This window comes from Klebsiella sp. Q2 (assembly GCF_009900705.1).
GTDB lineage: Bacteria > Pseudomonadota > Gammaproteobacteria > Enterobacterales > Enterobacteriaceae > Klebsiella > Klebsiella quasipneumoniae.
Genome location: NZ_JAAABE010000005.1, coordinates 293,872 through 306,045, shown reverse-complemented (window position 1 = coordinate 306,045; position 12,174 = coordinate 293,872). Strand labels below are relative to the sequence as shown.

At 57.7% G+C, this 12,174-nt stretch carries 8 protein-coding genes; 2 read left to right on the top strand and 6 right to left on the bottom strand.

Features of this window, described 5'->3' with window-relative positions; all coding sequences use genetic code 11:
* Positions 1-404: 404 nt before the first annotated feature.
* Positions 405-3,110 (top strand): HTH-type transcriptional regulator MalT, encoded by a 2,706-nt coding sequence (gene malT / locus GT756_RS20285; protein ID WP_004202139.1) that lies wholly within the window; start codon positions 405-407, stop codon positions 3,108-3,110.
* Between the two features lie 15 nt (positions 3,111-3,125).
* Here malT and GT756_RS20280 read toward each other — a convergent pair whose 3' ends face one another.
* Genes GT756_RS20280 through glpE form a run of 3 tightly spaced genes read right to left on the bottom strand, consistent with a single transcriptional unit; the run spans position 3,126 to position 5,144 of the window.
* Positions 3,126-3,884, bottom strand: coding sequence for a DeoR/GlpR family transcriptional regulator (locus GT756_RS20280; protein ID WP_002920548.1), 759 nt, complete (start codon positions 3,882-3,884; stop codon positions 3,126-3,128).
* A 49-nt stretch (positions 3,885-3,933) separates the two neighbouring features.
* The gene (gene glpG / locus GT756_RS20275) at positions 3,934-4,764 is read right to left on the bottom strand and encodes a rhomboid family intramembrane serine protease GlpG (RefSeq protein WP_017899968.1); all 831 of its coding nucleotides are present in this window, start codon (positions 4,762-4,764) and stop codon (positions 3,934-3,936) included.
* A 50-nt stretch (positions 4,765-4,814) separates the two neighbouring features.
* Positions 4,815-5,144 carry a thiosulfate sulfurtransferase GlpE gene (gene glpE, locus GT756_RS20270; protein WP_004202138.1) on the bottom strand — a complete coding sequence of 110 codons (330 nt, stop codon included), beginning with the start codon at positions 5,142-5,144 and terminating at the stop codon, positions 4,815-4,817.
* A 204-nt stretch (positions 5,145-5,348) separates the two neighbouring features.
* Here glpE and glpD point away from each other — a divergent pair, with 204 nt between their 5' ends.
* The gene (gene glpD, locus GT756_RS20265; RefSeq protein ID WP_004202136.1) at positions 5,349-6,857 is read left to right on the top strand and encodes a glycerol-3-phosphate dehydrogenase; all 1,509 of its coding nucleotides are present in this window, start codon (positions 5,349-5,351) and stop codon (positions 6,855-6,857) included.
* Between the two features lie 89 nt (positions 6,858-6,946).
* On the opposite strand, the gene glgP is transcribed toward glpD, so the two are convergent.
* The 3 genes from glgP to glgC are packed head-to-tail and all read right to left on the bottom strand — an operon-like array spanning position 6,947 to position 12,140.
* Positions 6,947-9,394, bottom strand: coding sequence for a glycogen phosphorylase (gene glgP, locus GT756_RS20260; RefSeq protein WP_004202135.1), 2,448 nt, complete (start codon positions 9,392-9,394; stop codon positions 6,947-6,949).
* A 17-nt stretch (positions 9,395-9,411) separates the two neighbouring features.
* Entirely contained in the window at positions 9,412-10,845 is a 1,434-nt protein-coding gene (glgA, locus tag GT756_RS20255) for a glycogen synthase GlgA (RefSeq protein WP_004202133.1), read from the bottom strand.
* The gene (gene glgC, locus GT756_RS20250) at positions 10,845-12,140 is read right to left on the bottom strand and encodes a glucose-1-phosphate adenylyltransferase (RefSeq protein ID WP_002920566.1); all 1,296 of its coding nucleotides are present in this window, start codon (positions 12,138-12,140) and stop codon (positions 10,845-10,847) included. Before glgC ends, glgA begins: the two co-directional genes overlap by 1 nt.
* Between the last annotated feature and the right edge of the window lie 34 nt (positions 12,141-12,174).

Below are 12,174 nucleotides of genomic sequence, written 5' to 3'. Positions count from 1 at the left end.
AGGCCAATACGCGGCAAAAATTTTCCCGCCCTTCGCAGGGTTATTAAAAAAATAAATAGAGACCTCCGGGAAAATAAGCACATTTCATCACATTAACCCGCAAAAAAGATTACTTCTAAGAAATCACTGACAATAATTTAATAAAAACAAACAACTACTTCAGACATAAAATTAATCTCTCCCCGCTCCGCTCACCACCGGCTAAAAACCGCTGACGACGAGTCCTGCCTGCGATTTTTCCCCATTCGCAACCAATGTCGAAATTTGTGACATAGAGCAAATTCAAGAGCATAAACTTCGGACATAACTTGCAATAAATTTCATAATCACCGACCTTATTAGATATTAATTACGAAGCGCAAAAAAAATCGCAACCTCTCTCTTGCACAGCGAAATGTAGAACTATGTTGATTCCGTCCAAATTAAGTCGTCCGGTCCGCCTTGAACACACCGTGGTTCGTGAGCGTTTACTGGCGAAACTTTCCGGCGCGAACAATTATCGTCTCGTGCTGATCACCAGTCCTGCCGGGTACGGTAAAACAACGCTCATTTCTCAGTGGGCCGCAGGTAAAAACGATCTTGGGTGGTTTTCGCTGGACGAAGGCGACAACCAGCAGGAGCGTTTTGCCAGTTATCTGATCGCGGCGATCCAGCAGGCCACCGGCAACCACTGCGCGGCCAGTGAAGCGATGGTGCAAAAGCGCCAGTACGCCAGCCTCTCCTCTCTTTTTGCACAGCTGTTTATTGAACTCGCCGACTGGCAGCGCCCGCTGTACCTCGTCATTGATGATTACCATCTGATCAATAATCCGGTGATCCATGACGCGATGCGCTTTTTCCTCCGCCATCAGCCGGAGAATATGACCCTCGTGGTCCTGTCGCGGAACCTGCCGCAGCTGGGGATTGCCAACCTGCGCGTCCGCGATCAGCTGCTGGAGATTGGCAGCCAGCAGCTGGCCTTTACCCACCAGGAAGCGAAACAATTTTTCGACTGCCGTCTGACGTCGCCTATCGAAGCCGACGACAGCAGCCGGCTGTGCGACGACGTCGCCGGGTGGGCCACCGCGCTGCAGCTCATCGCCCTCTCCGCCCGCCAGAATAACTCCTCCGCCCAACACTCCGCCCGCCGACTCGCCGGGATTAACGCCAGCCATCTGTCGGATTATCTGGTGGATGAAGTGCTGGATAACGTCGACGCCCGCACGCGCAACTTTTTGCTGAAGAGTTCGCTGCTGCGCTCAATGAACGACGCGTTAATCGTTCGCGTCACCGGCGAAGAGAATGGCCAGATGCAGCTGGAGGAGATCGAACGTCAGGGGCTGTTCCTGCAGCGGATGGATGATTCCGGCGAATGGTTCCGCTATCACCCGCTGTTTGGCAGTTTCCTGCGCCAGCGCTGTCAGTGGGAGCTGGCGGTTGAACTGCCGGAGATCCACCGCGCCGCGGCGGAAAGCTGGATGGCGCAAGGCTTCCCCAGCGAGGCTATCCACCATGCGCTGGCGGCCGGCGATGCCAAAATGCTGCGCGATATCTTGCTCAATCACGCCTGGGGCATGTTTAACCATAGCGAACTGGGCCTGCTGGAGCAGTCGCTGTCGGCGCTGCCCTGGTCAAATCTGCTGGAAAATCCGCGCCTGATCCTGCTGCAGGCCTGGCTGATGCAGAGCCAGCATCGCTACAGCGAAGTCAACACCCTGCTGGCGCGCGCCGAGCAGGAGATGAGCGTCGAAATGGATACCGCGATGCATGGCGATTTCAACGCCCTGCGCGCGCAGGTGGCGATTAACGACGGCGACCAGGACGAGGCGGAACGTCTGTCGATGGTGGCCCTGGAAGAGCTGCCGCTGGCCAACTATTACAGCCGCATCGTCGCCACCTCGGTACATGGCGAAGTCCTCCACTGTAAGGGTAAACTGACCAAATCTCTCGCCGTGATGCAGCAGACCGAACAGATGGCCCGCCGTCACGACGTGTGGCATTACGCCCTGTGGAGCATCATTCAGCAAAGCGAAATTCTGTTCGCCCAGGGCTTCCTGCAGGCCGCCTGGGAGAGCCAGGAGAAAGCCTTCCAGCTGGTACGCGAACAGCATCTTGAGCAGCTGCCGATGCATGAGTTCCTGTTGCGCATCCGCTCTCAGCTGCTGTGGGCATGGGCGCGCCTCGACGAAGCTGAAGCCTGCGCCCGTCAGGGGATGGAGGTCCTCTCAACTTATCAACCACAGCAGCAGCTACAGTGCCTGGCGCTCATGGTGCAATGCTCGCTGGCGCGCGGCGATCTGGATAATGCCCGCAGCCACCTGAACCGACTGGAGAACCTGCTCGGTAATGGTCACTATCACAGCGACTGGGTCTCCAACGCCGACAAGGTGCGGGTGATCTACTGGCAGATGACCGGCGATAAAACCGCGGCGGCCAACTGGCTGCGCCAGACGCCGAAGCCGGAATTCGCCAATAACCACTTCCTGCAGAGCCAATGGCGCAATATTGCCCGCGCGCAGATCCTGCTGGGCGATTTCGAACCCGCGGAAATGGTGCTGGAAGAGCTGAACGAAAATGCGCGTTCGCTGCGTTTGATGAGCGATCTCAACCGCAACCTGCTGCTGCTCAACCAGCTGTACTGGCAGGCAGGACGCAAGAGCGAAGCGCAGAAAGCCCTGCTGGAAGCCCTGACGCTCGCCAACCGCACCGGCTTTATCAACCACTTTGTGATTGAGGGCGAGGCGATGGCCCAGCAGCTGCGCCAGCTGATCCAGCTGAACACCCTGCCGGAGCTGGAGCAACACCGCGCCCAGCGTATTCTGCGCGACATTAACCAACATCATCGCCACAAATTCGCCCACTTTGACGAAGGGTTCGTCGAGCGGCTGCTGAATCACCCGGAGGTGCCGGAGCTTATCCGCACCAGCCCGCTGACCCAGCGCGAATGGCAGGTGCTTGGCTTAATCTATTCCGGCTACAGCAACGAGCAGATTGCCGGCGAGCTTGACGTGGCGGCCACCACCATCAAGACCCACATTCGCAATCTGTATCAGAAACTGGGCGTCGCCCACCGTCAGGACGCGGTGCAGCATGCCCAGCAGTTGCTTAAGATGATGGGATACGGCGTCTGACGACGCCGTTGCCGTTTAGCACAGCTCGAGCTGGAGGTTGTTATCGGTAATGACCTTCAGCACGCCCGCCGGGGGCAGCACGTCGGTATAGACCGCATCGACCATGCTGATGCTTCCCATGTTGACCATCGCGTTACGGCCAAACTTAGTATGGTCCACCACCAGCATCACGTGGCGTGAATTCTCAATGATCGCGCGCTTGGTGCGCACTTCATGATAATCAAACTCCAGCAGCGAGCCATCGCTGTCGACGCCGCTGATGCCGAGAATGCCGAAGTCGAGACGGAACTGCGAGATAAAATCGAGGGTAGCTTCTCCGATGATCCCGCCGTCGCGGCTGCGCAGTTCGCCGCCGGCAAGAATAATGCGGAAGTCCTCTTTCACCATCAGCGTGTTGGCGACGTTAAGGTTATTGGTCACAATCCGCAGATCGTTGTGATCGAGCAGGGCGTGCGCCACCGCTTCCGGCGTGGTGCCGATATCGATAAACAGCGTCGCCCCGTCCGGGATCTCGCTGGCCACCCGCCGGGCGATACGCTCTTTCTCCGCCGTCTGGGTCGCTTTGCGATCGTGCCAGGAGGTGTTCACCGAGCTGGAGGGCAGCGCCGCGCCGCCGTGGTGGCGGAGGATCATTTTCTGTTCGGCTAAATCGTTCAGGTCGCGGCGGATGGTCTGCGGGCTGACCGCAAACTGCTCAACCAGCTCTTCCGTGCTGACGTAACCCTGTTTTTTTACCAGCTCGATAATGGCGTCATGACGTTGTGTTTGTTTCATGAAATATCCCTGGAAAAATGTCGCCTACCCGACCCCTGTCGGTAAGTCTTTATGCGCGTTTTCGCCCATGCAAGGTATCGACAAACGCCATCGCCAGACCGGTCGCCAGACCAGCCACGTGCGCGCCGTTGGCGATCGCCATGCCGAAAACATCAAACCAGCCAGCAATTAACCACACTAAAGAGAAGAGTATTAACCCGCGCTGCAGATAAATACCGCTCTGCGGATCGCGCTCGCCCCGCAGCCAGACATAGCCCATCAGCGCGTAGACCACGCCCGACAGGCCGCCAAACCACGGGCCGCTAAACTGGTGCTGCACAAAGCCGCTCAGTAGGGCGCTGATGACGGTGATCACCACCAGCTTGCCGCTGCCGATGCGCTTTTCCACCGCGCCGCCGAGATACCACCACCATAGCAGGTTGAAGAGAATATGCATCAGCGAGAAATGCATGAAAGCATGGCTGAAATAGCGCCAGGCTTCGAACTGCAGCGAAGGATCGTAGGGCCAGGCCAGCCAAATCATCACCGGCTGATCGCCCACCAGATTTTGCAGGATGAACACCGCGATGCAGATTAGCAGAATCGCCCAGGTGAACGGGCCGGCGTTATGCCGCAGCGTGGCAAAGAAAGGAAAGCGCTGATAGCGCAACCCGCTATTGGTCTGTCCGGACTGCCAGCTCGCCGCCAGATAGCGCGGGTCCGCCGGGTTTTCGAGAAAACGCGCCAGCTCAGCCCTGACGCGCCCGGCCTGGCTCTCATCAGCCAACCAGACGTCGCTCTGGGTGTGCTGCTGGATAGTCAGGATAATCCCCTGCGTCGCCATATAATCGACAAACGCCTGGGCCACGCGCGGGTTGGCAAAAGAGGTAATCATTAACATGCAGCGAATCGCTTATTCCACACAAAGGGAGATAGTATACCTGCCAGTCGTTAAAACGTCCCGTGCGCCACTTCCGCCGGGAAATGGCGATGCCAGGCGTCGAACCCGCCGTCAACGCTGTAGACCTTATCAAACCCCTGCTGCAGCAGATATTGCGCGGCGCCCTTGCTGCTGTTGCCGTGATAGCACATCACCATCACCGCCGTGTCAAAGTCGTGGTCACGCATAAACGCGCCCAGCGTATCGTTGGTCAGATGAAACGCGCCCGGCGTATGGCCCATCGCATAGCTTTGCGGATCGCGGATATCGACCAAAACCGCCGTCTGCTGATGCAGTTTCTGGTGCGCTTCTTCAACGTTGATACATTCAAACTGTTCCATGGTTCTCTTCTCTTACTCGTCATGACGGGCGATGGCCGGCCCAATTTTACCCTGTAGTGTACCGTCAGGCGGTAAAGAAACGCCAATATGTTACACCCATCACTCCAAAATGTTTTTTTGATGTTACCAAAAGCGCGTTTGTTTGCTATAGTGAGCGATATCGAGCATTTGTGAGCTTAAACGAAAGTGTGAGAGGGTAAGAACGTGGAAACCAAAGATCTGATTGTGATAGGCGGAGGCATCAACGGTGCCGGTATCGCGGCAGATGCCGCCGGGCGTGGTTTATCCGTACTGATGCTGGAAGCGCGCGATCTCGCCTGCGCCACCTCCAGCGCCAGTTCCAAACTGATCCACGGCGGGCTACGCTACCTCGAACACTATGAGTTCCGCCTGGTCAGCGAAGCGCTGGCCGAACGCGAAGTGCTGTTAAAAATGGCCCCGCATATCGCCTTCCCGATGCGCTTTCGTCTCCCGCATCGCCCGCATCTGCGTCCGGCATGGATGATCCGTATCGGCTTGTTTATGTACGATCATCTGGGCAAACGCACCAGCCTGCCGGGATCCACCGGCTTGCGTTTTGGCGCAGAATCGGTACTTAAGCCGGAAATTGTGCGCGGTTTCGAATATTCCGACTGCTGGGTCGACGATGCCCGCCTGGTGCTGGCCAACGCGCAGATGGTCGTCCGCAAAGGCGGCGAAGTACGCACCCGCACTCGCGCCATCTCGGCAAAACGAGAGAATGGCCTGTGGGTGGTGGAAGCGGAAGATATTGATAGCGGCGAGAAGTTTACCTGGAAGGCGCGCGGTCTGGTCAATGCCACCGGTCCATGGGTCAAACAGTTCTTCGACGAAGGGATGCATCTGCGCTCGCCTTACGGTATCCGCCTGATTAAGGGCAGCCACATCGTGGTGCCGCGGGTACATACCCAGAAGCAGGCCTACATTCTGCAAAACGAAGATAAACGTATTGTGTTTGTTATCCCGTGGATGGATGAGTTCTCGATCATCGGCACGACGGACGTCGAGTATAAGGGCGATCCGAAAGCGGTGGCCATTGATGATAAAGAGATTAACTACCTGCTGAACGTCTATAACGCGCACTTTAAAAAGACCCTCAGCCGGGACGATATCGTCTGGACCTACTCCGGCGTCCGTCCGCTGTGCGACGACGAGTCGGATTCGCCGCAGGCGATCACCCGCGACTACACGCTGGATATTCACGATGAGAACGGCCAGGCGCCGCTGCTCTCTGTCTTCGGCGGGAAGCTGACCACCTATCGCAAACTGGCAGAGCACGCGCTGGAAAAACTGACCCCCTATTACAAAGGGATCGGCCCGGCATGGACCAAAACCGCGGTGCTCCCCGGCGGCGATATTGGCGGCGACCGCGACGACTACGCGGCAAAACTGCGCCGTCGCTTCCCGTTCATCAGCGAATCACTGGCCCGCCATTATGCCCGCACCTACGGGAGCAACAGCGAGTGGATCCTGAAGGAAGCCAGCGCCCTGAGCGATCTGGGAGAAGATTTTGGCCATGAGTTTTATGAAGCCGAGCTGAAGTATCTGGTTGAGCATGAATGGGTGCGCAGCCTGGATGACGCTATCTGGCGCCGTACCAAACAGGGCATGTGGCTGAATGGCGAGCAGCAGGCGCGCATCAGCGAATGGCTGGCGCAGCATGCGGGAAAGTCTGAGCTGTCGTTAGCGTCGTAACGCTGCCCGGCGGAAACGCCTGAGGCCAGGTTCAACCGCAATAATGAAACAACGGGGCCAAATGGCCCCGTTGTGTTGCGTTGACTGGCTTACAGCCTTACCGGGTCGATATGCCAGATATATTTCGCGTACTCCTGGATCGTCCGGTCGGAAGAGAAGTAGCCCATGTTGGCAATATTCAGCATCGCCTTATAGGCCCACTCTTCCGGATGTTGATACAGCTCGTCGACGCGATCCTGGCAGTCCACATAGCTGCGATAGTCCGCCAGCACCTGGTAGTGGTCGCCAAAGTTAATCAGCGAATCCAGCAGGTCGCGGTAGCGCCCCGGTTCTGACGGGCTGAAAACGCCGGTACCGATCTGCGTCAGCGCCTGGTGAAGCTCTTCATCCTGTTCGTAGTATTCGCGTGGTTTATAGCCGCTGCGACGCAGCTCCTCCACCTCTTCCGCGGTGTTACCAAAGATAAAGATATTCTCTTCGCCCACGTGCTCCTGCATCTCCACGTTCGCCCCGTCGAGGGTGCCGATAGTCAGCGCGCCGTTAAGGGCAAACTTCATATTACTGGTGCCGGAAGCTTCCGTGCCTGCGAGGGAGATCTGTTCCGACAGGTCTGCTGCCGGAATGATCAGCTGCGCCAGGCTGACGCTGTAGTTGGGGATAAAGACCACCTTCAGCTTGTCGCCAATCTGCGGATCGTTATTGATTACCGCTGCCACATCGTTGATCAGGTGAATAATATGCTTGGCCATGTAGTAGGCTGAAGCCGCCTTACCGGCGAAAATATTCACCCGCGGCACCCACTCGGCCTGCGGATCGGCTTTGATCCGGTTATAGCGGGTAATAACGTGCAGCACATTCATCAGCTGGCGTTTGTACTCGTGAATGCGTTTGATCTGCACATCAAACAGCGCCTTCGGATTCACCACCACATTGAGCTGCTGCGCAATATAGCTGGCCAGCCGCTGTTTGTTTTCCAGTTTAGCCTGACGCACTGCCTGGTTGACCGTCGGATAGTCGATATGCTGCTTCAGCTCGTCAAGCTGGCTCAGATCGGTCCGCCAGGTGCGGCCGATATGCTCATCCAGCACTTTCGACAGCGGCGGGTTGGCCAGCGCCAGCCAGCGGCGCGGCGTGACGCCGTTGGTCACGTTGGTAAAGCGCATCGGGAAAATTTTAGCGAATTCGGCAAACAGCGACTCCACCATCAACCGGGAATGGAGCTCCGACACCCCGTTGACTTTGTGGCTGACCACCACCGCCAGCCAGGCCATCCGCACGCGACGGCCGTTGGACTCGTCAATGATCGAGGTACGGCTGAGCAGCGCGGTATCGTTGGGATACTGCTCCTGCAGAGTCTTGAGAAAGTAGTCGTTAATCTCAAAGATAATCTGCAGATGGCGCGGGAGAATTTTACCCAGCATATCCACCGGCCAGGTCTCGAGCGCTTCGCTCATCAGGGTATGGTTGGTATAGGAGAAGACCTGGCAGGTCACCTCGAACGCCTCGTCCCAGCTGAATTTATGCTCATCGATAAGCAGGCGCATCAGCTCCGGTATCGATAGCACCGGGTGGGTATCATTCAGGTGAATGGCAATTTTGTCCGCCAGGTTGTCATAGGTCTTATGCAACATGTAATGGCGGCTCAGGATATCCTGCACCGTGGCCGAGACGAGGAAATACTCCTGGCGCAGGCGCAGCTCGCGGCCGGAGTAGGTTGAGTCGTCCGGATAGAGCACGCGGGAGACGTTTTCGGAGTGGTTCTTATCCTCTACCGCGGCGAAATAGTCACCCTGGTTGAACTTACCGAGGTTTATTTCGCTACTGGCCTGTGCGCTCCACAGACGCAGCGTGTTGGTGGCGTCAGTGTCAAAGCCGGGGATAATCTGGTCGTAGGCTTCAGCGATGATCTCTTCCGTCTCAATCCAACGGGTTTTCTTCCCCTCCTGCTGAATGCGGCCGCCGAAGCGCACTTTATAGCGGGTATTGTGGCGCTCAAACTCCCACGGGTTACCGTACTCCAGCCAATAGTCAGGGGACTCTTTTTGCCGGCCATCGACGATATTCTGTTTAAACATCCCGTAGTCGTAGCGGATCCCATAGCCGCGTCCCGGCAGGCCTAGCGCCGCCAGGGAGTCAAGGAAGCAGGCCGCCAGGCGGCCCAGACCGCCGTTGCCAAGCCCGGGGTCGTTCTCTTCATCGATCAGCTCTTCGAGATCGAGCCCCATCTCCGCCAGCGCGCTGCTCACATCGTCATAGATGCCGAGCGACAGCAGGGCATTCGAGAGGGTACGGCCGATCAGGAACTCCATCGACAGATAGTATACCTGGCGCACTTCCTGCGAGAGCTGCGCGCGGTTGGAGCGCAACCAGCGCTCCACCATGCGATCGCGAACGGCAAACAGCGTGGCGTTAAGCCATTCATGCTTGTTGGCGATGGCCGGATCTTTACCGATGATAAACATCAGCTTATAGGCAATAGAATGCTTTAACGCCTCAACGCTCAGCGTCGGTGATGCATAGCTAAAGGGTACATTCATAACAATGACTCCAGTGGTTACATCAAGCGTTGATAAAGTTCGCGATAGGAGTTCGCGGCAACCTGCCAGCTAAAATCCATATTCATCGCCTGACGCTGCACATAGCGCCAGAGCGATGGGCGCGACCAGAGGACAAAGGCGCGACGAATAGCGCGCAGCAGTGACAGCGCATTGCTGTCCTCAAAGACAAAACCTGTCGCCAGACCATCGGCAAGGTTCTCCAGCGAACTGTCTGAGACCGTGTCCGCCAGACCGCCGGTGCGGCGCACCAGCGGCAGCGTACCGTACTTAAGACCGTACAGCTGGGTCAGGCCGCAGGGTTCAAAGCGGCTCGGGACCAGAATGACGTCGGCGCCCCCCATAATGCGGTGGGAGAAGGCCTCATGGTAGCCAATCTGCACGCCCACTTTGCCTGGATGTTCGGCGGCGGCGGCGAGGAACCCTTCCTGCAGCACCGGATCGCCGGCGCCCAGCAGCGCCAGCTGGCCGCCCTGCTCAAGCAGGCCCGGCAGCGCTTCGAGCACCAGATCCAGCCCTTTCTGGCTGGTGAGACGGCTGACGACAGCAAACAGCGGCGCTTTATCATCGACCTTCAGGCCCATGGCGATCTGCAGCTGACGCTTGTTCTCCGCCTTCTCCTCCAGCGTGTCGCGATCGTAGCGCATCGGCAGCAGGAGGTCGTTTTGCGGGCTCCAGATACCGTCGTCAACGCCGTTGAGAATTCCCGACAGCCGTCCTTCATGATGGCGCTGACGCAGCAGCCCCTCCATGCCGTAGGCGTACTGCGGCTCGGTGATCTCGCGCGCGTAGGTCGGGCTCACCGCCGTAATATGATCGGCGTAGTAAAGACCGGCCTTCAGAAACGAGATCTGGCCGTTAAACTCGAGGCCATGCATGTTGTAAAACGACCACGGCAGTTCGATATCATTCATATGCCAGGAGTAAAACATCCCCTGGTACGCCAGGTTATGCACGGTAAAGACCGATTTAGCCGGGCGGCCGCGCGCCGCCAGGTAGGCCGGCGTCAGGCCGGCGTGCCAGTCGTGGGCATGGACCACATCCGGACGCCAGAATGGATCCAGTCCGCTGGCCATTTCGCTTCCCACCCAGCCCAGCAGCGCGAAGCGCAGAACGTTGTCGGTATAAGCGTGCTGGTTGGTATCGTGGTAAGGGCTCCCCGGCCGGTCATAGAGATGCGGGGCGTCTATCAGATAGATCCCCACGCCGTTAAAGTGGCCGTACAGCAGCGTGATCCGCCCGGCGAACGTATCCCGGCGGGTCACCACCTGGGCATCCACCACGCCGCGGCGGATATCAGGAAACGCCGGCAACAGCACGCGCGTATCGATACCCTCCGCGATTTGCGCCGCCGGCAGCGCGCCGATGACGTCCGCCAGACCGCCCGTCTTTAACAGCGGGAACATCTCAGAACATACATGTAAGACCTGCATTAGCGCTCCTGTTTGTGCCCCAATTTCCGCAGCATGTCGCGGGTCACCAGCACGATACCTTCCTCTGAGCGATAGAAGCGGCGTGCATCCTCTTCCGCGTTCTCACCAATCACCATACCTTCCGGGATGACGCAGGCGCGGTCAATCACGCAGCGACGCAGGCGGCATGAGCGCCCCACCCAGACATCTGGCAACAAGACTGCCGAATCAATGTTACAGAATGAGTTCACCCGCACGCGCGGGAACAGCACCGACTGCACCACCACCGACCCTGAGATAATGCACCCCCCGGAAACCAGCGAGTTCAGGGTCATGCCGTGGCTACCGGAGCGGTCCTGCACGAACTTCGCCGGCGGCAGCGATTCCATATGGGTACGGATCGGCCAGTTCTGGTCGTACATATCCAGCTCCGGCGTGACTGACGCCAGATCGAGGTTGGCCTTCCAGTAGGCTTCCAGCGTCCCCACGTCGCGCCAGTACGGCTCGGCGTTCGGGTCGGACTGCACGCAGGAGAGCGGGAAAGGATGTGCATAAGCCATGCCAGCTTCAGTGATCTTCGGAATGATGTCTTTGCCGAAATCATGGCTGGAGTTCTCGTTGCGATCGTCTTCTTCCAGCAGCTCATAAAGATAGGCGGCATCAAAGACATAAATGCCCATGCTGGCCAGCGATTTGGTCGGGTCGGTCGGCATCGCCGGCGGGTTGGCGGGTTTCTCGACAAACTCAATGATCTTTTCGTTTTCGTCGACCGCCATGACGCCGAAGGCAGATGCCTCTTCAATGGGCACCGGCATGCAGGCCACGGTGCAACGCGCCCCTTTTTCGACATGGTCGATCAGCATGCGCGAGTAGTCCTGCTTATAAATATGGTCGCCCGCGAGGATCACCACGTACTCGGCCTTGTAGCGGCTGATGATATCCAGGTTCTGCGTCACCGCATCCGCCGTGCCGCGATACCAGTTTTCGCCGTGTACGCGCTGTTGAGCCGGCAGCAGATCGACAAACTCGTTCATCTCTTCGCTGAAGAAAGACCAGCCGCGCTGGATGTGCTGCACCAGCGTATGCGACTGATACTGGGTAATAACGCCGATGCGGCGGATCCCTGAGTTAATGCAGTTAGATAATGCGAAATCGATAATACGGAACTTGCCGCCGAAGTGAACGGCAGGTTTCGCACGCTTAATGGTGAGATCCTTAAGCCGGGTGCCACGGCCGCCCGCGAGGATCAACGCCACGGATTTGATGGGTAATTGACGCGCCAGCATCAGCGGATCGTTTTTTTCAAGCCTAACCATGATTAACTCCTTTTTACACCCCCGCTTTCCTGCT

Bases quoted from the DNA above. Each gene is read 5' to 3' on its own strand.
- malT (WP_004202139.1), top strand. From the start codon at position 405: ATGTTGATTCCGTCCAAATTAAGTCGTCCGGTCCGCCTTGAACACACC.
- GT756_RS20280 (WP_002920548.1), bottom strand. From the start codon at position 3,884: ATGAAACAAACACAACGTCATGACGCCATTATCGAGCTGGTAAAAAAA.
- glpG (WP_017899968.1), bottom strand. From the start codon at position 4,764: ATGTTAATGATTACCTCTTTTGCCAACCCGCGCGTGGCCCAGGCGTTT.
- glpE (WP_004202138.1), bottom strand. From the start codon at position 5,144: ATGGAACAGTTTGAATGTATCAACGTTGAAGAAGCGCACCAGAAACTG.
- glgP (WP_004202135.1), bottom strand. From the start codon at position 9,394: ATGAATGTACCCTTTAGCTATGCATCACCGACGCTGAGCGTTGAGGCG.
- glgA (WP_004202133.1), bottom strand. From the start codon at position 10,845: ATGCAGGTCTTACATGTATGTTCTGAGATGTTCCCGCTGTTAAAGACG.
- glgC (WP_002920566.1), bottom strand. From the start codon at position 12,140: ATGGTTAGGCTTGAAAAAAACGATCCGCTGATGCTGGCGCGTCAATTA.